Annotated in this window: 16 protein-coding genes; 6 read left to right on the top strand and 10 right to left on the bottom strand. The window is 61.7% G+C overall.

The features are described 5' to 3' along the window. Window positions 1-74: 74 nt before the first annotated feature. Complete coding sequence (locus SFY93_RS25610) at window positions 75-2,681, bottom strand: molybdopterin-dependent oxidoreductase (RefSeq protein WP_320445070.1); 2,607 nt, start codon at window positions 2,679-2,681, stop codon at window positions 75-77. After that, window positions 2,678-3,499 (bottom strand): FAD binding domain-containing protein, encoded by an 822-nt coding sequence (locus tag SFY93_RS25605; protein ID WP_320445069.1) that lies wholly within the window; start codon window positions 3,497-3,499, stop codon window positions 2,678-2,680. Before SFY93_RS25605 ends, SFY93_RS25610 begins: the two co-directional genes overlap by 4 nt. Before the next feature lie 157 nt (window positions 3,500-3,656). Here SFY93_RS25605 and SFY93_RS25600 point away from each other — a divergent pair, with 157 nt between their 5' ends. After that, window positions 3,657-5,006 carry an 8-oxoguanine deaminase gene (locus tag SFY93_RS25600; RefSeq protein ID WP_320445068.1) on the top strand — a complete coding sequence of 450 codons (1,350 nt, stop codon included), beginning with the start codon at window positions 3,657-3,659 and terminating at the stop codon, window positions 5,004-5,006. A gap of 216 nt (window positions 5,007-5,222) precedes the next feature. Here SFY93_RS25600 and SFY93_RS25595 read toward each other — a convergent pair whose 3' ends face one another. Genes SFY93_RS25595 through SFY93_RS25580 form a run of 4 tightly spaced genes read right to left on the bottom strand, consistent with a single transcriptional unit; the run spans window position 5,223 to window position 9,890 of the window. After that, window positions 5,223-6,302, bottom strand: coding sequence for a BMP family ABC transporter substrate-binding protein (locus tag SFY93_RS25595; protein ID WP_120291483.1), 1,080 nt, complete (start codon window positions 6,300-6,302; stop codon window positions 5,223-5,225). Between the two features lie 40 nt (window positions 6,303-6,342). Then, the gene (locus tag SFY93_RS25590) at window positions 6,343-7,260 is read right to left on the bottom strand and encodes an ABC transporter permease (protein ID WP_093756680.1); all 918 of its coding nucleotides are present in this window, start codon (window positions 7,258-7,260) and stop codon (window positions 6,343-6,345) included. Further along, window positions 7,247-8,338 carry an ABC transporter permease gene (locus SFY93_RS25585; protein WP_320445067.1) on the bottom strand — a complete coding sequence of 364 codons (1,092 nt, stop codon included), beginning with the start codon at window positions 8,336-8,338 and terminating at the stop codon, window positions 7,247-7,249. The genes SFY93_RS25590 and SFY93_RS25585 overlap by 14 nt, the downstream gene beginning before the upstream one ends. Then, on the bottom strand, window positions 8,322-9,890 hold the full coding sequence (locus tag SFY93_RS25580; RefSeq protein WP_320445066.1) for an ABC transporter ATP-binding protein: 1,569 nt from the start codon (window positions 9,888-9,890) through the stop codon (window positions 8,322-8,324). The genes SFY93_RS25585 and SFY93_RS25580 overlap by 17 nt, the downstream gene beginning before the upstream one ends. Before the next feature lie 593 nt (window positions 9,891-10,483). On the opposite strand from SFY93_RS25580, the gene SFY93_RS25575 reads away from it, so the two are divergent. Next, on the top strand, window positions 10,484-11,530 hold the full coding sequence (locus SFY93_RS25575; RefSeq protein ID WP_320445065.1) for a hypothetical protein: 1,047 nt from the start codon (window positions 10,484-10,486) through the stop codon (window positions 11,528-11,530). Between the two features lie 115 nt (window positions 11,531-11,645). Here SFY93_RS25575 and SFY93_RS25570 read toward each other — a convergent pair whose 3' ends face one another. Further along, complete coding sequence (locus SFY93_RS25570) at window positions 11,646-12,143, bottom strand: nucleoside deaminase (protein WP_320445064.1); 498 nt, start codon at window positions 12,141-12,143, stop codon at window positions 11,646-11,648. A 116-nt stretch (window positions 12,144-12,259) separates the two neighbouring features. Between SFY93_RS25570 and SFY93_RS25565 the strand changes: the two genes are divergently transcribed. The 4 genes from SFY93_RS25565 (at window position 12,260) to SFY93_RS25550 (ending at window position 18,071) form a co-directional block, all read left to right on the top strand. Continuing rightward, on the top strand, window positions 12,260-13,528 hold the full coding sequence (locus tag SFY93_RS25565; RefSeq protein ID WP_320445063.1) for an allantoate amidohydrolase: 1,269 nt from the start codon (window positions 12,260-12,262) through the stop codon (window positions 13,526-13,528). A gap of 4 nt (window positions 13,529-13,532) precedes the next feature. Next, entirely contained in the window at window positions 13,533-14,408 is an 876-nt protein-coding gene (locus SFY93_RS25560) for a dihydrodipicolinate synthase family protein (RefSeq protein ID WP_320445062.1), read from the top strand. A gap of 143 nt (window positions 14,409-14,551) precedes the next feature. Continuing rightward, entirely contained in the window at window positions 14,552-16,879 is a 2,328-nt protein-coding gene (locus tag SFY93_RS25555; protein WP_320445061.1) for a xanthine dehydrogenase family protein molybdopterin-binding subunit, read from the top strand. Between the two features lie 124 nt (window positions 16,880-17,003). Then, complete coding sequence (locus tag SFY93_RS25550) at window positions 17,004-18,071, top strand: alcohol dehydrogenase (protein WP_093756673.1); 1,068 nt, start codon at window positions 17,004-17,006, stop codon at window positions 18,069-18,071. Between the two features lie 61 nt (window positions 18,072-18,132). Here the strand turns inward: SFY93_RS25550 and SFY93_RS25545 are convergent, their stop codons facing one another. The 3 genes from SFY93_RS25545 to SFY93_RS25535 form a co-directional block, all read right to left on the bottom strand. Then, a complete protein-coding gene (locus SFY93_RS25545; protein ID WP_089265252.1) occupies window positions 18,133-19,455 on the bottom strand; it encodes a dicarboxylate/amino acid:cation symporter in 1,323 nt (440 codons plus the stop codon). Between the two features lie 165 nt (window positions 19,456-19,620). Then, window positions 19,621-19,992, bottom strand: a complete 372-nt coding sequence (locus tag SFY93_RS25540) for a helix-turn-helix domain-containing protein (protein ID WP_089265251.1) — start codon at window positions 19,990-19,992, stop codon at window positions 19,621-19,623. A gap of 620 nt (window positions 19,993-20,612) precedes the next feature. Next, window positions 20,613-21,866 carry a serine hydrolase domain-containing protein gene (locus tag SFY93_RS25535; RefSeq protein WP_320445060.1) on the bottom strand — a complete coding sequence of 418 codons (1,254 nt, stop codon included), beginning with the start codon at window positions 21,864-21,866 and terminating at the stop codon, window positions 20,613-20,615. Window positions 21,867-21,988: the final 122 nt, after the last annotated feature.

Raw genomic sequence — 21,988 nt, 5'->3', positions numbered from 1 at the left:
TCTGCCGCTCTTACCTTGATGATCGTGGCTATGGGTCCCCGCCTTCGCGGGGACGACACCTCTACTGACGTCGGCTACTTCCCAAACTTCTTCTGCAACTCCGGAAAAATCCGATCCGGTTTGAACGGCACCTGCGTGAACCGGATGCCGGTGGCGTCGAATAGCGCGTTGCCCATGGCGGCCGCAACGGGATTGTAGGGGCTTTCGCTCATCGACTTCGCGCCCAATGGCCCGATCGCATCATAGGTGTCGGCGAAATACACGTCGGTGCGCGGCACATCCGCGAATGACGGCAGATGATAGTCGCGGAATTTCGGATTGACGACGCGGCCGCGGTCGTCGATCACCATCTCCTCATAGAGCGTCGCCCCCAGCGATTGCGCGACGCCGCCTTCGATCTGGCCGCGGAGCTGCATCGGATTGGCGACGGCGCCAGCGTCCGCAGCCTGCACGCTCTTGAGAACCTTGATCGCGCCGGTCCCCTTGTTCACCGCGACGCGAAATCCCTGGACGTTGAAGGCGACCGAACGCGGGGTGCCGCCCGAAGTGCCGGTGGCGCTGCGTACGCTGCTGTCCGCCTGCATCGCCGCCACCAGCTTCTGCGCGGCGTCATGGGTGGCTTTGCCAGCGACGAATGTGCCGGCGCTGCCATAGGCGCCGGTGTCGTGGCCGCCGTTCCTCGTATCGGACTGGCGCAGATGAATCTGCTCGACAGTGCAACCAAGTATCGTGGCCGCGATCTGCCGATGCACCGTCGCGGTGCCATTGCCGAATTCGGCGGTGCCGACCGTGAGATCGTAACCGCCGTCATCGCGTTTGGCGATGACGACTTCGGCGATGTGGCCCTGCGGCGGCACTGTGTCGATCATGGTGAGCGCGATGCCGTCGCCGATCAGCCAGTCGTCATCGAGATCGTGTTTGGTCTCTATCTCCATCGCGCGCTCGACGAGGTCGAGGCACTGGTCAAGGCCGTAGCTGCCGATGGTCACGTCGTCATAATGCGTGCCGGCGGGTGACAGCATGGGGTCGCCAGGCTTGATGACGTTGTGCCGGCGGAAATCATACGGGCTGATGCCGAGCTGTTTCGCAAGGTCGTCGATGGCGGCCTCCACCGCGAACAGCGTTTGCGGCAGGCCGTAGCCGCGAAACGCACCGGCCGGCACCGTGTTGGTATAGGCAACGACGGCATCAACCTTCTTGTTGGCGCAGTTATAGACGCCGAGCGATTCACCGCAGGCGTGAAACAACACCGGGCCTGCGTGATTGCCATAGGCGCCGGTGTTGGAGAGCACGTCGAGCTGCAGCGCGGTGAGCTTGCCGTGCTTGTCGGCGCCGGCCTTGACCGTGACGCGCATCGGATGCCGCGTCGATGTGGCGATGAATTGTTCCTCGCGGGTCAGTTCCCATTTCACCGGGCGGCCGGTCTTGAGTGCGGCCAGCGCCAGAATATCCTCGACGAACATTTCCTGCTTGCCGCCGAACCCGCCGCCGACGCGTTCGCAGAACACGCGGACCTTGTCGGAGGGAAGGTCATAGAGTTGAGCCAGCGCGCGGCGCGTCAGGAATGGCGTCTGCGTGCTGGAGCGAATATTGAGGGTGCCGTCTGCATCCAGCCAAGCCATGCCGCCATGGGTCTCGAGATGGCCGTGCTGCACGCGTTGCGTCGTGAAGGTGCCCTCATAGGTAACGGCCGATGAGGCCAGCGCCGTCGCGACATCGCCGAATTCGCCGTGCGTTTCGGCGACGATGTTTCTGATAGCATTGCTGACGCGATGGATCGGCGTCTTGTCGGGGTGAATGACCGGTGCGCCCGGCGCGATGGCGGCTGCGGGATCGAACACCGCGGGCAGGATGTCATAGACGACGTCGATGCGGCGGCAAGCTTCCTCCGCGATCGCTTCGCTGTCCGCGACCACGGCGGCGACTTTCTGGCCGATGAAGCGCACGGTGTCGTCAAGGATCCGTGTATCCTCGGGATCCATTGCATCGATCTCGTGGCGCGCGGTCGAGAACAGCGTGGCCGGCGCATCCGCATGCGTCAGGACCGCATACACGCCTGGCATCGCCCGTGCTGCTGATGAATCAATCGATATGATGCGGGCATGCGGATGCGGCGAGCGCAGCATCTTGATATGCAGCAAGCCGTCCATGGCGACGTCAAATGTGTAGCGCGCCTTGCCCGTCACCACCTGGGGACCAGCGGGCGCGGGCAGGCTGCGGCCGAAGGCGGTGCCGGGCTCGGCGTCTTCCACATTGGACTTGCCGTCGAGTGCGTCCTCGATTGTGCGATAGCCTGTGCAGCGACACAGATTTCCCTTCAGCGACGCTCCGAGATCGGCGCGCTGTGCCTGATTGAGCGAGGCGCAGGTCACGATCATGCCGGAGGTACAGAAGCCGCACTGGAATCCCTGTGCGTCCAGGAACGCCTGCTGCATCGGATGGATGCCGCCGTCGGACGCGAGACCTTCGATCGTTGTGACGGCATGGCTTTCGGCACGAAAGGCCGGAATGATGCAGCTATGCACCGGCTCGCCATCGAGCAGCACCGTGCAGGCGCCGCAGTCGCCGGCATCGCAGCCTTTCTTGACGCCGAAATGGCCGAGCTCGCGCAGGAAGGTGCGTAGGCACTGGCCGGCTTGCGGCTGCTTCGAAAAGCTGTGGCCGTTGATCTCGAAACTCATGGTCCGAAGCCCCGCAGCTCGGCGCGGATCTCTTCTGCGAGCCGCAGCGTCATCTGCTTGCGCCAGGCCGGTTTGCCGTGAACGTCGTCGTGATAGAGGTTGTCCGGAATCCGGTCGAGGATTGCTTCTTTGAGCGTATCGGCATCGGGAAGTGTTGGGAGCGCGATACGAACAGGACGCTTCGTCGATGCCGTAATCGTCAGCCGCCAGCCATCCTCATCAAGACTTCCTATCAACAGCGCAGCAGATCGCCCGACCGGCGTCAGCGAGATCTGCCTGAATGCAGAGCGTCGTTTGAAGGCTGCAAGCGGAATGGCAATGCTGCGCAGGAGATCGCCTGAGTGCAGCACATTACTTTGATCGCCGGTGACGAAGTCCACGACGTCGATCGTGTCTACGCTGCCATCCGCCTTCCAGATCGTGCAGACCCCATCGAGCGCGGCGGTGAGCGCGATCATCGGGCCCGCCGGCAGCGACATGCAGAGATTACCGCCAACCGTTGCGGTCTTCCATATCTTGAAGGAAGCGAGAAAGGCGCGGCAACATTGATTGATAAGCGGCGACGCGATCCAGTCAGGAGGGCAGGGCAGCGCGTCGAGCTGTGCGACTGTGCAGGTCGCAGCGATCTGTAATTCGTTGTCGGTGACGGTGAGGGCTGGCCATTTGAGATCGGTGAGGTCGATCAGCCGCGTCAGGTGGGTCTGTGGTTCGGAGAAAAGCCAGGTGCCCCCGGCGAGCCATGCATCCCCGGCACTCCATGTCGGTAGCTGTTCCCGCGTCGTGGGGCGGGCAACGGACGTGACCGTATTCAAATCCATAGGGCGGTTATGCTTTCACTCGGCAATGACCCCTTGAAGTATCATTGTGAACCTTGCAAGACCGACGCCAAGTCGCCGACAATTGCAAAACAAATTGAAGTATTCGTGGCTGGTCCCCGAATTGCAAGGTCGGGTCCATGACCGAAGGAGATGAGCCATGACAGAAACGCAGGCCACATGGATCAAGGATCCGCTCGGCATTTTCGCCGAGGGGGCCGAGCGCGGCATTGTCGTCAGGAATGGCCGGATTGTCGAACTGGTGCCGGCCGGCGGCCAGCCGGCAACAGCGGATATCGCGACCTATGATGCCAGCGCCCATGTGGTGCTGCCGGGGCTGATCAATACGCACCATCATTTCTATCAGACGCTCACGCGCGCCTTGCCGGCAGCGCTGGATCGCGAGCTGTTTCCCTGGCTGCAGGCGCTCTATCCGGTCTGGGCGCGGCTGACGCCCGAGAATCTCCATCTCGGCGTCAGCGTGGCGATGGCGGAATTGCTGCTGTCGGGCTGCACGACGACCACCGATCACCACTATGTGTTTCCGGCCGGCCTCGAACAGTCGGTCGATATCGAAGTGGCGGTGGCGCAGCGGCTCGGCATGCGCGTGCTGCTGACGCGGGGATCGATGAACCGCTCGCAGCGCGACGGCGGTCTGCCGCCGGACAGCGTGGTGCAGGACGAGGACACGATCCTGGCTGATAGCGAGCGCGTGGTGGCGACATTCCATCAGCGCGGCGAGGACGCGATGGTGCAGATCGCATTGGCGCCGTGTTCGCCATTCTCGGTGACGACCTCCCTGATGGCCTCGACTGCGGCGCTTGCGGACAAGCTCGATGTGCGGCTGCATACGCATCTCGGCGAGACCGAGGACGAAAACCGCTATTGCGAGGAGATCTATGGCTGCCGTCCGCTGGATTATCTGGCGCAGACCGGCTGGCTGAACAAACGCACATGGCTGGCGCATGGCATCCACTTCAACGGGGCGGAAATGCTGCGGCTCGGCAAGGCCGGGACCACCATCAGTCATTGCTCTTGCAGCAATCAGCTATTGGCCTCTGGCTGCTGCCCGGTCTGCGAGATGGAAGACGCGGGCGTCGGTATCGGCCTCGGCGTCGATGGTTCGGCGTCGAATGACGGATCGAATTTGATGCAGGAAGTACGCGCGGCGTTTCTGCTGCAGCGGGCGCGTTACGGCGTCGGGCGTGTCAGCCACAAGGATGCGCTGCGCTGGGCGACGGAGGGCTCGGCGGCGTGCGTGGGGCGGCCGGAGCTCGGTGAGATCGCGGTCGGCAAGATGGCTGATCTCGCGCTGTTCAAGCTCGACGAGCTGCGCTTCTCCGGCCATGGCGATCCCCTGGCGGCGCTGGTGCTGTGCGGCGCGCATCGTGCGGACCGCGTGATGGTGGGCGGTGCGTGGCGCGTGATCGACGGTGCGATTCCGGGGCTGGACGTCGGCGATCTGATCCGCCGGCATAGCGCGGCGGCGAAGAAGATGCAGGCGGGGTAGGGGCTTGCTTACTTCCCCTCTCCCACGCGCGAAGCGAAGCTTCGCGAGGCGGGAGAGGGTGGATCGAACATGCAAAGCATGTTCGAGACGGGAGAGGGGGCGCCACAAGCGCCGCACCTTGCGGCTCCCCCTCTCCCGCCTTCGCTTCGCTCAGGCACCCTCTCCCACCTAGCGAAGCTTCGCTTCGCCGGGGGAGAGGGGACTATAGCGCGTGCCTCACTTCCCCGGGATCTTGTCGTCGATACCCTTCACATAGAAGTTCATGCCGAGCACTTGGCCGGGGTCCAGCGCGTCGCCGCCCTTGCATTCCACTTCCTTGCCGTCCTGTCCCATGATCGGGCATTTGAACGGCTTCAGCGTGCCGGCGATGATGGCGGCCTCGGTGTCCATCGCCATCTTCTTCACGTCATCCGGCATGTTGGTATAGGGCGCCATCACGACCATCTTCTCTTTCAGGCCGGCCCAGGTGTCTTCCGACTTCCAGGTGCCATCGAGGGCCGCCTTGACACGTTCGACGTAATACGGACCCCAGTTGTTGGTGACGGCCGTAAGCTGCGTCTTCGGGCCGAACTTGATCATGTCGGAGTCCTGGCCGAAGGCGAGGGCGCCGCGCTCAGAAGCGACCTGCATCGCAGCCGGGCTGTCGGTATGCTGCATGATCACGTCGGCGCCCTGATCGAGCAGCGCCTTGGCGGCATCGGCTTCCTTGCCGGGATCGAACCAGGTGTTGACCCAGATGATCTTGATCTTGATGTCCGGATTGATCTTCTGCGCGGCGAGCATGGTCGCATTGATGCCGGAGATCACTTCCGGAATCGGGAACGAGCCGATATAGCCGAGCACGCCCTTCTTCGACATCTTGGCGGCGATCAGGCCCTGGATGTAGCGGCCTTCGAAGAAGCGGCCGGAATAGCTCGACATGTTCTTGTCGCGCTTGAAGCCGGTGGCGTGTTCGAACATCACCTTGGGATTGCGCTTAGCGACTTTCAGCGTCGGATCCATATAGCCGAACGACGTGGTGAAGATGAGCTGATTGCCGGCACGCGCGAGCTGTTCGATGGAGCGCTCGGAGTCCGGGCCTTCGCTGACGTTTTCGAGATAGGTGGTCTCGATCTTGTCGCCAAATTCCTTGACGATCATCTGGCGGCCGACTTCGTGCTGATAGGTCCAGCCGAAGTCGCCGACCGGGCCGATATAGACGAAGCCGACTTTCAGCTTGTCGGCGGCGACGGCTGCACCCAATCCGAGGCCGGTGGCCAGCAGTAGGGCGGCGGCTGCAAGTGCTTTCCTGTTCATACGCGTCTCCTGTTTGCGAGATAGTCTTGCGAGAATGTCTTTAGCGGTCGGGCACGAATACCGTGCCCAATGCGGCCGGCGCCGTGGAGCCGCCGCTGCGGGTGCGCGAGATCAGCACCAGCACGACGACCGTTGCGAGATAGGGCAGTGCGGACATCAGTTGTGAGGGCACGCCGACGCCCCAGCCTTGTGCGTGCAGTTGCAAGATCGAGACCGCGCCGAATAGATAGGCGCCGATCACGAGTCGCCCCGGCAGCCATGAGGCGAATACCACCAGCGCCAGCGCGATCCAGCCGCGGCCGGCGGTCATGCCGGGGACGAAGAAGGGCGTGTAGGCCAGCGGCAGATAGGCGCCGGCCAGACCCGCGCAGCCGCCGCCAAACATCACGGCGAACATGCGGATCTTGAGCACGGGATAACCGAGCGCATGGGCGGAGACGTGATTGTCGCCGATGGCGCGGAGGACCAGCCCCGCCCGGGTGCGATAGAGGAAGTACCAAATCGCGACGACCAGCGCGATCGAGACATAGACGAAGGCGTCTTCGCCGAACAGGATCTTGCCGACGAAGGGGAGCGTGGTCAGGCCGGGAATGTACAGCCGCGGCGCGGTGGCGATACGCTCACCGACGAAGCCGGCGCCGATCAGGCCGGAGACGCCGATGCCCAGGATTGTGAGCGCGAGACCTGTGGCGACCTGATTGACGGCGAGGCCGAGCGTCATCAGTGCAAACACCAGCGATAGCGCGACGCCGGCGAGAATGCCGCACAGCGCTCCGATGAATGTCGAGCCGGTGGCCCAGGCGCCGGCAAAGCCGCAGGCGGCACCGACGATCATCATGCCTTCGACGCCGAGATTGAGCACGCCGGCGCGCTCCACCAGTAGCTCGCCGGAGGCGGCGAGCAGCAGCGGTGTCGACGCCGCGAGTACGGCAAGGATGATGGCTTCAAGCAGCTCCATCGGCGACCTTTCGCTGCGGCATGATGAGCTTGATCCGGTACAGGATCAGGCTGTCGCAGGCGAGCACATAGAACAGCAGGATGCCCTGAAACACCTTGGTGATATCGAGTGGGATCTTCATGGCGATCTGCGCTTGCTCCCCGCCGATAAATGTCAGCGCCAGGAAAAGCCCTGCAATTAATATTCCAACCGGGTTGAGCCGTCCGAGAAATGCAACGATGATCGCCGTGAAGCCATAGCCGGGCGAGATGCCGGGCTGCAGATGACCGACGGGGCCGGCGACTTCGATGATCCCCGCGAGGCCGGCCAGCGCGCCGGATATCGCGAAAGTCAGCAGCACGAGCTGGTTGGAGGAGAAGCCGCCGAAGCGCGCCGCGCGCGGCGCTGCGCCAACCACACGAATTTCAAAACCCTTGATAGTGCGGCCGAGCAGGACGGCAGCGGCAATAACGATCACCAGTGCGATGACCGCACCGAGATGCAGCCGTCCACCCTCGAACAGCAGGGGCACGGTGGCGACCGGATCGAATTCGGCTGTCGTCGGGAAGTTGAAGCCGGCGGGATCGCGCCATGGGCCGCGGACGAGATAGTCGAGCAGCAGGTCGGCCACATAGACCAGCATCAGGCTGACTAGAATTTCGCTGGCGCCGAAGCGCACCTTGCAGAAGGCCGGGATCAACGCATAGAGCGCGCCCGCGATGGCGCCGAGCAGCATCATTGCCGGCAAGACCCAGACGCCCGCATCGGTGCCATGGGTCTTCACCGCAAGCCAACTGCCCGCCACGGCACCGACGAGGAACTGTCCCTCCGCGCCGATATTCCAGACATTAGCGAGATAGCAAAGCGACAGACCGATGGCGATCATCACCAAAGGCGCTGCTTTCACCGCGAGCTCCTGCAGCGAATAGGCGTCGGTCAGCGGCGTGATGAAATAGACGTTGAGCGCCGCGATCGGATTCTTGCCGATGATCACGAACAGGATGCTCATGGTCACGATGGTCAGCCCGATGGCGATAACAGGCGATACCAGCGCGATGATGGTCGATCGCTCCGCGCGCTTCTCAAGCACCAACTGCATCGGGCACGTCCTTTGGCGTGAGTGCGCTGCCGCCCATCAGCAGGCCCAGCGTTTCCCTGTCGGCATCCGCCGTCATTAACGGCTCGGACAGACGACCGTGGAACATCACAGCGATGCGGTCGGCGATATCAGCGAGTTCGTCAAGGTCCTGGCTGGTGACGAGGATGGCAGCGCCCGCAGCGGCAAGATCGAGCAGCGCCTGACGGATGACGGCGGCTGCACCCGCATCGACGCCCCATGTCGGCTGGCTGACCACGAGCACGATGGGATTACGCAGAATCTCGCGGCCGACGATGAATTTCTGCAGGTTGCCGCCGGAAAGGCTGGCAGCTTCCGGATCGCGCTTGGCCTTGCGCACGTCGAAACTCGCGGTGGCGCGGTCGACGGTCGCGAGCGTCGCCGCCGTATTGATGAAACCGTTGTGCACCATGCCGGATGCGGCGTGGCCGGTGAGCAGCGCGTTCTCCGACAATCTCATGCGCGGCGCGGTGCCGTGGCCGAGCCGTTCTTCGGGCACGAAGGCCGCGCCAAGCTTGCGGCGCGCGGTGATCGACAGATGTCCGGCGGCGTGGCCGTCGATGACAATGGTGCCGGGATCTTTGGCGAGACGCTCGCCGGAGAGCGCCGCGAAGAACTCGTCCTGGCCGTTGCCCGCGACGCCGGCGATCCCCAGAATCTCGCCGCCCTTCAGTTCCAGCGAGATGTTCTTCAGATGCACGCCATGTGGTTCGTCGGGCGCGAGGCTGAGATCGTTGACCACGAGCCGCGGCACAGTGGTTTGCCGATTGGTGGCGGCTTTCACCTGCTTGATCTCGGTGCCGACCATCATGCGCGCCAGTGATGCCGCAGTTTCTTCGCGCGGCAGGCAGGTCGAGATCTTCTTGCCGCCGCGCAGGATGGTGGCGGTGTCGCAGAGCCGCTTCACCTCGTCGAGCTTGTGGCTGATGTAAAGGATCGCGCGTCCTTCCGACTTCAGGCGTTCCAGCACGACGAAGAGCTGATCGGCTTCCTGCGGCGTCAGCACGGCGGTGGGCTCGTCGAGGATCAGGAATTTCGGATTCTGCATCAGCACACGCACGATCTCGATGCGCTGACGTTCGCCGACGGAGAGTTGCCAGACCTCGCGCTTTGGATCGAGCGGCAAGCCATATTGCTGTGACACCTGTTCGAGCCGCGCCGACATCGCCTTGAAGGATTCCTTGCCGTCGAGGCCAAGGGCAACGTTCTCGGCGACGGTCAGATTGTCGAACAGCGAGAAGTGTTGGAACACCATGCCGATGCCGCGCGCGCGCGCATCATGCGGGCCGGCAAGCACCATCTTTTCGCCCTGCCAGAGCATCTCGCCTTCGCTCGGCTGGATCAGGCCGTAGATGGTTTTGACGAGCGTGGATTTGCCGGCGCCGTTCTCGCCGAGCAGCGCGTGGATTTCCTGCGGACGGATCGCGATGTCGATGGCGTCATTGGCGAGGAAACTGCCATAGCGCTTGGTCAGACCAATGGTCTGCAGAAGCACCGTCCCCGAACGCGCGTGTCCCGATCCCGAATCCAGCATTCGCTACTCACGCGTGAAAAGGAGGTTTGCGGCAAGTGTGTGCCGGATTGGAATGCAGCGTAAATCTCGAATAAGCGCCAGCGTCTGCCTTATTTTTGGACTGGATCGCTTTCTTGGGCGATTCCTGTCGACGCAGTCGCGTGAGGCTCGGTCTTTTCATTGATTGAATGACGTTTATTCGACTTTCGCATTGTATACTTGGTCTGAAGTGTTGCAGTTCTGGTACATGTGCAACGAATTCGAGATCCGGATTTTCTCGTGTGTTGAGAAGTTGGGCAGTGATTTTCTTGCGGTGCAAACACGGAATCACGGTGTGAATTCACCATCTGAGCTTCGTTCGGAAACCTGCGACAGAACGTCGCAAAATACCAATCTTTACAGTCTCTAAGCGCGTGTCTTACACGCGCTCGCATGGTGTCATTTCACCATCCCGAAAACACGATGCTTCAAGCATAAAATACTGATTTCACTGGGCATCCCTGATGAAATCCGTGGCAACTATTGGAAAAAGTTGAGGCTTCTCACCCGGACTGATTGCAACAACTCTCTCGCGAGAGGCACGCAATCATTGTCAACAGGTGGGGGTAATTCCAATGGCCAATCGTTTCCGCGCAATCGCAGCCGCGACGTTGCTGTCGCTAACAGCCATGGTGCCGACAGGCTCGGCTGGCGCCGCCGACATGGCGACCATGCCGGTCAAGGCAAAGCCGATCCCGGATCTGCCGTTCTTCCTGCTGATCGATAACCGCTTCACCTATGCCTATCAGTGGGGGGCGGTCGATCCCGGCGTGACCAACAAGACCACCAAACAGGTCTTCGCCTTCACCCACTTCGACGTCTGGACCTACGGCACCAACTTCTTCAACATCGGCCTCGAGAAGGCGGGCAAGAGCAGCCCGGCTAATCCGTGCGCCGATCCGCTGCGTCCGATCACGGGCTGCGAAGGCGCAACAGAAATCTACGGCCTCATCCGCAGCACGATCGGCTTCAACGAGGTCTTCAACACCAAGGCCTTCTCGATGGGGCCGCTGCGCAACGTGTCGTTCGTCATCGGTGCGGATGGCAGCACTGAAAACCGGTTCTTCTCCGCATCCAAGCGCGACGTCGTAACCGGTCTGCAATTTGCTTTCGACCTGCCTTACAAGGGCTTTTTCAACGTCAACCCGCTATTCTACTACGAATTCGCCAACCGCAGCACCTTTACGCAGTGCGGTTACGCCGGCGCTCCCGGTCAAATCCCGGGCGTCTCGTGCAACATCGATGGCAACCGCCAGTTCAACCCGACCTGGGCCGTTGAACTCAATTACTACATGGATCTCGGCTTCCTGCCCCCGAGCATGGACTATTTCGCGATCAGCGGCCGGGCAGGCTTCTACGGGCCGAAAGGTTCGGAGAACGGCCAGATCATCGGCACGGCAACCAAGATGGAGATCAACGCCGAACCGATCCGTCTGACCTTCGACGCCAGCAAGGCGATCTGGGGACCGAAATACACTCACAATGTCGACGTGTGGGTGGCCTATCGGCTCTGGCGGAACAAGTTCGGCTTGGATGAGAATGCCAGCCTGCCGTGCACCACGTTTGCGCCGGGATCGTGCCGCGAGGACTCGCTCTATTCCGGCGTCACCGTCAAGTTCTGATCTGAGCTGACTTTCCGGACTAGTCCTCCAAGGCTGATGACCAGTCTCCAAGCAGATGGCGCCGCGATGTTCTCGCGGCGCCATCTGTATTTCGCAGGCTCCTGCGAGCGTGCCACTAGCGCAGTTGCGCCCAGAAATTATCGTGCTGCGCGGCTGCCTCGTCTTCCAGCAGTGGTCCGACGACCTCGATGCTCTTCTGCCCTGCTGCAAACACGTCGCGGCAAGGCAGATCCAGTGTGGGATTTTCCGGGTGGTCGCCGGTGATAGCCTTGAGCCTTGCTTCGCCGAGCCCATAAACAAGCCGGCCGATGCCGACCCAGTAGATCGCGCCGGCGCACATGGCGCAGGGTTCTGCCGAGGAATACAGCGTGAAGGTCTTCAGCTCGGTCTCGTCATAGGCAATCGAGGCTTCGCTGCAGAGCAGCCGTTCTGCATGGGCGGTGCCGTCATGGGACGGCATGAAGGCGTTACCGGCTTCCATCAGGACCTTGCCGTGTGCATCGACCAGGATCGCGCCGAACGGATGGTTGCCGCGCTCCACGGCTTTGCGTGCAGCGTCGAAAGAAAGCCTGAGAAGGGCCTCATCCCTACTCGATGAGTCTTGCTTGGCCATCGGGGGCTCCTGTCGTCCGGGTGTCGAAATCTGCTAGTTTCCCGCGAGGCCAGGCGCGGATTCGCTTTGGCCTGCTGGCCGCACTAGTATTTACGACCTAAATTGAACAAAGAAGCATGATTGCGATGGAAGAGAAAGTCGTCGGAGCTTCCGGCCAATCGCTCGGCGGCGAGATCGTCGAACGTATCAACGCGCTGGCTGCTATTTCGGAAGCGCCGGACAACATCACGCGAATATTCCTTACACCGGAACATCGTGCTGCCGCCGAACTGATCGTCGGCTGGATGCAGGCAGCCGGCATGCGGGCGCGTATCGATGCGATCGGCAATGTCTGCGGACGCTATGAAGGCGACCAGCCCGGTCTGCCGTGCCTGATGCTCGGCTCCCATTATGACACCGTACGCGATGCCGGCCGTTGGGACGGGCCGCTCGGGGTCATCACCGCGATTTCCTGCGTCGGCGACCTCAACCGTCGCGGCCTTCGTTTGCCCTTCGCCATCGAGATCGCTGCTTTCGCCGACGAGGAGGGCGTACGCTTCGCCTCGACGCTGCTCGGCAGCCGCGCGGTGGCCGGGACTTTTGTCGAGAGCGTGCTCGGCGGCCGCGACAAAGCGGGCATCTCGATGCGCGAGGCGATGATCACCTTCGGCCTCGATCCCGATCACGTCGGCGCCGCAGCGCGCGCGCCCGGCGAATTGCTTGCCTATCTCGAATTGCATATCGAGCAGGGACCGGTGCTCGAAGCGCAGAAGCTTCCGGTGGGTGTCGTGACCGCCATCTCGGGCGCAACGCGCCTTGCAGTCGAACTGCATGGTACGGCCGGTCATGCCGGCACGGTGCCCATGGCGATGCGGCGCGATGCACTGGTGGGTGCTGCCGAATGTATCGTTGCGATCGAGGAGTTCTGCCAGTCGGACCGCGGCGGCCTTGTTGGCACCGTCGGCTATATCAACGCGATGCCGGGGGCGACCAATGTCATTCCCGGGCTGGTATCGTTCACCATGGATATCCGATCGCCGAAGGATTCCTATCGCAAGCTCGCCATCACCGACATGGTGCGCGAGATCGAGTCGATCGCCAAAGCGCGCAAGCTCGATCTGCAGATCAATATCACCCACGAGAATCGCACGGTGCCGTGTGCGCCCTGGCTGCAGAAGCAGATCGCCGATGCAATTACTGCCGAGGGTTATCGCGCGTTCGAGCTGCCGAGCGGGGCAGGCCATGATGGCATGGCGATGACCGATATTGCCGATGTGGCGATGCTGTTCGTACGGTGTCGCGGCGGCATCAGCCACAATCCTGCCGAGCATGTCGAAGATGCGGATGTCGAGGTCGGTGCGCGCGTGCTGTTACGCGTGATCGAGAATTTCAAGCCGAAGGCCTGATGCGATGGCAGATTTCCACGGCGTGTTTCCCTATCTCGTCTCGCCTGCTGACGACGAGGGGTGTATCCGCACCGATGTGCTGGGCCGCCTGTGCGGGGATCTCATCGGCGCGGGCGTGCATGGGCTGACGCCGCTCGGCTCGACCGGTGAATTCGCCTATCTCAACCGCGAGCAGCGCAGGACGGTGGTGCAGGCCACGATCGATGCGGCAGGCGGGCGCGTGCCGGTGGTGGCGGGAGTGGCTTCGACCTCGACAGTCGATGCGGTAGCGCAGGCGAAGTCGTATCAGAAGCTCGGCGCGAACGGCATTCTGGCGATACTCGATGCGTATTTCCCGCTCAAGGATGCGCAGATCGAATCCTACTTCCGCGCCATCGCCGATGCCGTCGATATTCCCGTGGTGATCTACACCAATCCGCAATTCCAGCGTTCGGATCTGACACTCGATGTTGTGGCGCGGCTCGCCGAGCATCCGCGCATTCAGTATATCAAGGATGCCTCCACCAATACCGGCCGGCTGTTGTCGATCATCAACCGCTGCGGCGACAAACTGAAAGTGTTCGCCGCCTCGGCGCATATTCCGTCAGCCGTCATGCTGATCGGCGGCGTCGGCTGGATGGCGGGCCCGGCCTGTGTCGTGCCGAAGCAGAGCGTCGAACTCTACGATCTCTGCAAGGCGCATCGCTGGGACGAGGCCATGGTCTTGCAACGGCGGATGTGGCGGCTCAATGAGGTCTTCGCGCGCTATAATCTGGCGGCCTGCATCAAGACGGGCCTCGCGATCCAGGGCTACGAGGTCGGCGACCCCGTGGCGCCGCAGCCGGCTTTGACCGCGGACGAGCGCAAGGTGATCGAGGCCGTTTTGCAGGATGTCGGCTGATCGATTTGCCGGCAACAGGATGTGCAAACGGGCAGTCCCGGCATGCGCATTCCGTCGCTCAACCCTGTGCGGCTGGCCTGTTGGCTCACGCGGTATTTCTGGGCTAGAACGGCTCCAGCCAGTTTGCACTTGAAGGACGTCTGATGAACATTCTGCCCGGCAATATGCGCTTCGGCGCGGGTCTTTCTCCCAAGCGTCTCGAAGATCAAAGACTTCTCACCGGGCAGGGCAAATTTATCGACGACAAGCCGGAAGACGGCGCGCTGTGGCTGCATCTGCTGCGCTCGCCGCATGCCCATGCGAAGATCACCGCGATTGACGTGGCCGCCGCCAAGGCGATGCCCGGTATCGAGGCGATCTATACCGGCGCGGATTTCGTGGCCGACGATGTCGGCACGCTGCCGACGTTGCCGATCTTCAAGCGTCCCGACGGCTCGGCGGCGACCTTTCCGCCGCGCCGGCTGCTCGCGCATGAAGTCGTGCGGTTCGCTGGCGAAGCGGTGGCGGCAATCGTCGCTACGTCGCGCGCTGCTGCCCAGCTCGCGGCCGAGGCGATCGACATCAGCTATGACGTCCTGCCGGCGGTGGTCGATCCCGTCGAGGCGATGAAGCCTGGCGCGCCGGTGGTGTGGCCGGACGCACCGGATAATATCGTCGCGGCCACCAGCTATGGCGATCCTGCCAAGGTGGAGGCGGCTTTTGCCGCTGCCAAGCATACGGTGTCGCTGGATATCGTGAGTCAGCGTCTCGTGCCATCGGCCATGGAGCCGCGCTCGACCATCGCTGAAGTCGACAAGAAGTCCGGCAAGCTGACCCTGTACGTGCAGTCGCAGACCCCGGCATCGACCCGCGATATCCTTGCCGACGCCGTGCTCAAGCGTCCGAAGGAATCGATCCGCGTGGTGGTGGGCGATATCGGCGGCGGGTTCGGCCAGAAGACGAGCCTGTATCCCGAAGACGGCGTTGTCGCCTATGTGGCCGTGAAGCTGAACAAGACGATCCGCTGGCGCGGTGATCGCACCGATGAATTCGTTGGCGGGACTCATGGCCGTGATCTGACGTCGACGGCAGAACTCGCGCTCGATGCCAAGGGCCGCATTCTGGCCTATCGCGTACGTTCGATCGGCGGCACCGGTGCCTATATGTCGGCCACCGCGATCATCATTCCGCTGGTGCTCGGGCCATTCGTGCAGACCGGCGTCTATGATCTGCAGCTTGTGCATTACGATATCAAGGCGGTCATCACGCATACGGCGCCGGTCGGCGCCTATCGCGGCGCGGGACGACCGGAAGCCGTGTTCATCATCGAGCGCCTCATGGATGCCGCCGCGCGCCAGATCGGCATGGATCCGCGGGCCATCCGCAAGGTGAACTACATCAAGCCCACGCAGTTTCCCTACAAGAACGCCGTCGGCCAGACCTATGATAGCGGCGCCTTCGCGCACATGCTTGACCGCGCCACCGAACTGTCGGATTGGGACGGCTTCGCCGCGCGCAAGAAGGCGGCGAAGAAGAAGGGGCTCCTCTACGGCCGCGGGCTCACCAGCTATATCGAATGGACCGGCGGTCCGGGCACCACCGAAAAGGTTCGCCTGCGCGCCACGGCCAATGGCCGCGTCATCCTGCATTCCGGCACCATGGCAATGGGGCAGGGCCTGCAGACCGCCTATTCGCAGCTCGTCTCTGAAGCGCTCGGCATCGGCATCGACAAGATCGATGTGATCCAGGGCGATACCGACGTCATCGTCGGCATGGGTAGCGTCGGTTCGCGCTCGTTGTTCGTCGGCGGCACTGCCGCGGTGGTGTCGGCCGCCGACATGATCGCCAAGGCGCGCGAGAAGGCGGCGAACATGCTCGAAGCCTCGGTGGAGGACATCGAGTATTCCGCAGGCTTCCTCACCGTCGTCGGCACCGACAAGCGCGTTGGCCTGTTCGAAATCGCGAAAGCTGAAGACGGCGAACAGCTCAGCGTCGAGTCCACCGGCGTGGCGGACGGTCCGACCTGGCCGAACGGCACGCATATCTGTGAGGTCGAGATCGATCCGGAGACCGGCATTACCAATGTCGTTCGCTACACCACGGTCGACGATGTCGGCGTGGCGGTGAATCCGATGCTGGTGACCGGCCAGATCCATGGCGGCGTGGCGCAGGGCATCGGCCAGGCGCTGTTCGAGAACGTTCATTACGACGAGGACGGCCAGCTCATCACCGCCAGCTATCAGGACTACTGCATTCCGCGCGCCGGTGACCTGCCGCTCCTGTCAGTGACATTGGACGGCTCGGCACCCTGCGTCACCAATCCGATCGGCTCGAAGGGCTGCGGCGAATCCGGCGCGATCGGAGGTCCGCCCTGCATCGTCAATGGTGTGCTCGATGCTCTGCAGCCACTCGGCATTACGCAGCTCAATACGCCGCTATCGCCCGTCAAGGTGTGGGAAGCGATCAGGAGCGCGAGTGCAGCGCATGGCTGAGACCCTGCAGGATGGGTAGAGCGTCGTCGCGAAACCCATCATGATCGGGTTCTATGCGATGGGTTTCGCTTCGCTCTGCCTATCCTGCGGATAACAAGAAACTTCAACCGGGAGAGAAAACACAATGAAGAGCTTCAAGGTTCTCGAATTCAACGAACCGCTCGGCGAGGTCGACGAGCAGACCCCGCAGCCGACCGGCACGCAGGTGCTGATCCGCGTGAAGGCTGCTGGCGTCTGTCATAGCGACCTGCACATCTGGGAAGGTGGCTATGAACTCGGCCACGGCCGCAAGAAGCTGTCGCTGAAGGATCGCGGCATCACGCTGCCGCGCACCATGGGCCATGAGACCGTGGGCGAAGTCATCGCCTTCGGTCCGGATGCGCAGCAGGAAGCCGGCGGCGTCAAGATTGGCGATATCGCGCTGGCCTATCCGTGGATCGGCTGCGGCAAATGCGCGGTCTGTCTTGCTGGTGACGAGAATCTCTGCCTCGCGCCGCGCTGCCTCGGCGTACATTGCGACGGAGGTTACTCCGATCACCTTTTGGTGCCGCATCCGCGCTACCTGATCGACCTCAAGGGCATGGATCCGGTCATCGCCGCGCCTTATGCCTGCTCGGGCGTCACCACCTATAGCGCGCTGAAGAAGATCGAGAGCGATCTCGGCAATCCGATCGTGATCTTCGGCGCTGGTGGCCTCGGCCTGATGGCGCTTGAACTGTTGAAGGCGATGGGCGGCAAGGGCGCCATCGTTGTCGATATCGATGCGCGAAAGCGCGAAGCGGCGATCAAGGCCGGCGCTCTGGCGGCCGTGGACGGCAATGCGCCCGACGCGCTCGAGCAGCTTGCCAAGGCCGCCGGTCAACCGATCCTGTCGGTGATCGATCTGGTCGGCACTCCGTCGACGACGCAGCTCGGCTTTGACGTACTCTCCAAGGGCGGTAAACTGATCATGGTCGGCCTGTTCGGTGGCGGCGCCACCTGGGCGCTGCCGCTGATCGCCATGAAGGCGCTGACCATCCAGGGCAGCTATGTTGGCAATCTCCGCGAGACCAAGGAACTGCTGGAGCTGGTGCGCACCAAGAAGGTGCAACCGATCCCGACAAGCCCGATGCCGCTCGCAAAGGCCAATGCGGCGCTGAACGACCTGAAAGACGGCAAGCTGGTCGGCCGCGCGATCCTCACGCCGGCGTAAGCTTGAAGCATTGATATCGAGAAGCGGCCTTCGGGCCGCTTCTTTTTTGTCCCGAAGGCAATTAGCCGGCCGTTACATCCACGAGCTCTTCACCATCCAACACACGCTTCGCCTTGGCATGGTCGAGATCGCCTTCCCATGCGCCGACCACGACGGTGGCAACGCAATTGCCGATCAGGTTTCCGAGCGCGCGGGCCATGCCGATGAACCAGTCTACCGACAGCACCAGCACGAGGCCGATGGCGGGAATGCTCGGCACGGCATTCAGCGTCGCGGCAAGGATCACGATCGCTGAGCCCGGTACGCCATGGGCGCCCTTTGACGTCACCAGCGAGACGCCCAGCACCAGCATGAGATCGCCGAAGGACAGCGGTGTATTCGTGGCCTGCGCGATGAACACGACGGCCAGCGTCAGATAGATCGAGAATGCATCGAGGTTGAACGAGTATCCGGTCGGGATCACGAGGCCGACCACGTTGTCCTTGACGCCGAGCCGTTCGAGTTTGCGCATGACCTGGGGCAGCACTGCATCCGATGACGCGGTGGCGAGCACGATGGTGAGTTCCTCGCGCAGGTAGTTCAGGAATTTGATGATGTTCAGCCCGGCTAGGGCCATCACGCCACCGAGCACACCGAACACGAAGATCGCCACAGAGACATAGAATAGCACCACCAGCGAGACGAGTTGCTTCAGCGATCCGACACCGTAGCGTCCGACCGTATAGGCGACGGCGCCGAGCACGCCGATCGGGGCGAGGCGAACGATCAATCCCATGGCGCGAAACAGAACGGTCGATACGGCTTCGATGAAGCTCGAAATCCGCTCGCCCTTCTCGCCGCCGACCAGCGCCAGGCTGGTGCCGAAGAGGATGGCGAAGAACAGCACCTGCAGGACGTCGTTGCGCGCCAGAGCGTCGAACGAGGTGGTCGGAATGATGTTGAGCAGGAAGCTGCCGATGCCGCCGCCCTGCAGCTTGTGCGCGTTGTCTGCGACCGTCGTGAGTGCCTTGCCGTCGAGCGAGGCCGGATTGATGTTCATGCCGTGGCCCGGGCCGAACAGATAGGCCAGCACCAGGCCGACAACGAGCGCCAGCGTGGTCATGGCCTCGAAATAGATCAGCGCCTTGACGCCAACCCTGCCGACCTTCTTGAGGTCGCCGGCACCCGCGATCCCATGGACCACCACACAGAACACGATGGGGGCCACAATCATGGAGATGAGTTTGAGGAACGCGTCGCTGAAGACCTTCAGGCCGACGGCAAAATCCGGCACGGCGATGCCAAGGACGATGCCGAGCAGCAGGGCGACAAGCACCTGCACGAAGAGCGACTGATAGAGAGGCTTGCGGATGGGTTCGACGGCGGTAATCGTAGCTGTAGACATGGTTCGCTCCCCCTGAGGTTCACGAATATTCCAGCAACAACTGTGCCACCGCTAGGTGCAGACCTGCAAAAATCTCGCCGCGGTTACGGCGAGTTCTTTTCGTGTCGAGGGGGGATTGAAATCGAGCCGATCAGCGGCCGGGTCGCTCCGGCGGCCATGCGACGATTACTTCTCTTCGTCGGCAATCGCTTCCATCAGGACGACCATCTGGCGCTGGACCGTCTGGCTCTTGATGCGGCTGTAAGCACGGAGCAAGCGGAGGCTGAAAGCGCTATCGAGGAACAGCAAGCTTTCCACTTCGCGGCTCTTGCCATCGCCATCGTAGAAGAAGGTGACCGGCACATCGAGCGCCGTCGCAATCTGCTGAAGACGCGCAGCGCCAACGCGATTGACACCTTTCTCGTACTTCTGAACCTGCTGGAAGCTGACGCCCAGCTTTTCGCCTAAATCCGCCTGCGAAATTTTCTGCTCAACACGACGCAGACGGATCCTCTTGCCCATCTCAATGTCGGGTTTGCCGGCGCTACGTTGCTTCATTCGTCACCATTCAGTTTGTTTGAATAAGGGAGTTTGGTTTTATTTTCTTGTTAGAGCTTCTTAGCCCGAGAGCCCTTAAAGCTAACTTTCAAAGGCATCTCTGTTATACACATCGTCATGACGATTGGGATGGCTGAAATCGTCGCGATACTCGAATTGATCGACACGTAATCGCGAGGGTCATCCAATCGTACAAAAAACCTTGCGGTATTCTGTTGCTACTTCGCACTGCTTGCAAAACTTCCAACGAATACCGGAACTCAATTTCTATCGATACGGGCCTTGCAGCGGAAGCGAAAGTACAAGTTGGTCATCATGCTATACACATGTGACTTGCCTGACGCACGCAGGATAACTGAGAGTCGTTCGCATTCGTAAGCTGCAAATCTCTGGCATGCAGCATTCCATGCGATTTCCAGCTGCAATTTCGCACTTTACGATCGCCTGTGTAGCACCGACGTAATATCACAATTCCGTGGGTGGTTGTTGCTACGTCCCATGAGCACCGGAAGTTTCATTCCAAATTCTCACTGAGAGAGAATTTCATTTGATTCGTGCTGAGCGCGATCGGTGCCTGGTGGCGAGCACCGACTGAGCAATATTGATCATACCGTTCGTTACTAAACATTGCTGTCAGTAATCGCGGAGTAGATCATGGTACGCAGCTCGCGCCGAACCGGATAGGCGCTCGATGGCAACAGCTGTGTCATAAAGATGGCGATCAGCTGTTCGGCCGGGTCTATCCAGAACACCGTGCTCGCCGCGCCGCCCCATCCATACTCACCGGCGCTGCCGGGGATCATGGTCTTGACCGGATTCATCATCACCGAAAATCCAAGTCCGAAGCCGACGCCGGCATAGCTCGTTTCGCTGAACATCGACGTCGACATGTCGGCGACGTAGGCGCCGCCGGGCAGATGATTGCTGGTCATCAGCGCGATCGTCTTCGGAGCGAGCAGGCGCACGTCGCCGAGCGCACCGCTATTGAGCAGGACGCGGCAGAAGGTGAGATAGTCCGCGGCGGTGGAACATAGGCCGCCGCCGCCGGAAATCATCTTAGGCGGCGACAGGAATGAACTCGTCGCGGGATCGTCCTGAAGAACAAAGCCGCCCTTGCCGTCGGCGGCGTAGCAGGCCGCGAGACGATGCGCCTTGTCGGGCGGCACAAAGAAGCTGGTATCAGTCATGCCGAGCGGATCGAAGATACGTTCCTGCAGGAATTGTTCGAATGGCTGTCCACTGATCTTCTCGACGAGATAGCCGATCACGTCGGTCGAGACCGAATAATTCCATGCATCCCCTGGGGAGAATTCCAGGGGGATCTTCGCGAGATCCGAAATCATCGATGCCATCGTGCCGGATTTCTCGATTTCGCCGATCTTGAGTGCACGATAGGCGGCATCGACATTGGTGCGCTGCTGGAAGCCGTAAGTGAGTCCGGATGTGTGACGCAGCAGGTCGATGATCTGCATCGGACGGGCCGGTGGCTTCGTCAGGAATGGTGCCGTCACGCCAGCCTGAAATACACCGAGATTTGCCCATTCAGGAATATACTTATGAACGGGTTCATCGAGCGCGACACGTCCTTCCTCCACCAGCATCATGAAGGCAACTGTCGTGATCGGCTTGGTCATCGAATAGATGCGGAAGATCGTGTCGTCCTTGGCGGGGGCTTTGCGCTCCACATCGGCAAAGCCCTGCGCCGTGCTGTGCACGATTTCGCCGCGGCGATAGACCAGCAGGCGCGTGCCGGGAAAGCGGCCGGCATTGACATAGCGCTGCTTGAGATGCGCTTCGACGCGGGCCAGCGCTGTGGTCGACATACCGACCTGTTCGGGTGACGCAGACGAAGGGCTCAGGCTTTGGGACGGCATTGCAGCATCGCTCCGATGTGTGGACGCGGTTCATTTCTATTGATGAAAATCAGCCGCTGTCCATATGGGTTTGTAGCGCCGCGAGCTTACGCGAAGCTCTGTTTGGTGTATCCTTAAAGGTG

This window comes from Tardiphaga sp. 42S5 (assembly GCF_034044155.1).
In the GTDB taxonomy this organism is placed as follows: domain Bacteria; phylum Pseudomonadota; class Alphaproteobacteria; order Rhizobiales; family Xanthobacteraceae; genus Tardiphaga; species Tardiphaga robiniae.
The sequence above is the reverse complement of the archived record's forward strand: the minus strand, read 5'-3'. Positions and strand labels throughout refer to the sequence as shown.